Source organism: Streptomyces sp. NPDC045022 (assembly GCF_056432605.1).
In genome coordinates this window covers 545,142-545,395 of sequence record NZ_JBWKIR010000003.1, presented here as the reverse complement: position 1 = coordinate 545,395, position 254 = coordinate 545,142, and the positions used below count along the sequence as shown (strand labels likewise).

Genomic DNA, 254 nt, shown 5'->3' with positions numbered 1-254 from the left:
AGCAGCGGACCGGCGACCCGGCGCGGCACCCGTCGGCCGGCGACCCAGCGCGGCAGGCGCAGGCCGGCGATGCGGCGCGCGAGCCGCAGACCGGCGCCCCCACGCCGAAGCCACAAGCCGAGGACCCCGCGCCCGAGCAGCGGACCGGCGACCCGGCGCGGCACCCGTCGGCCGGCGACCCAGCGCGGCAGGCGCAGGCCGGCGATGCGGCGCGCGAGCCGCAGACCGGCGCACCCACGCCGAAGCCACAAGCC

General features: G+C 82.3%; 1 pseudogene. It reads left to right on the top strand.

Annotated elements, in window-relative coordinates:
• Nucleotides 1–254 (top strand): annotated as a pseudogene (locus tag AC07C1_RS08625) (hypothetical protein); the annotation flags it as partial.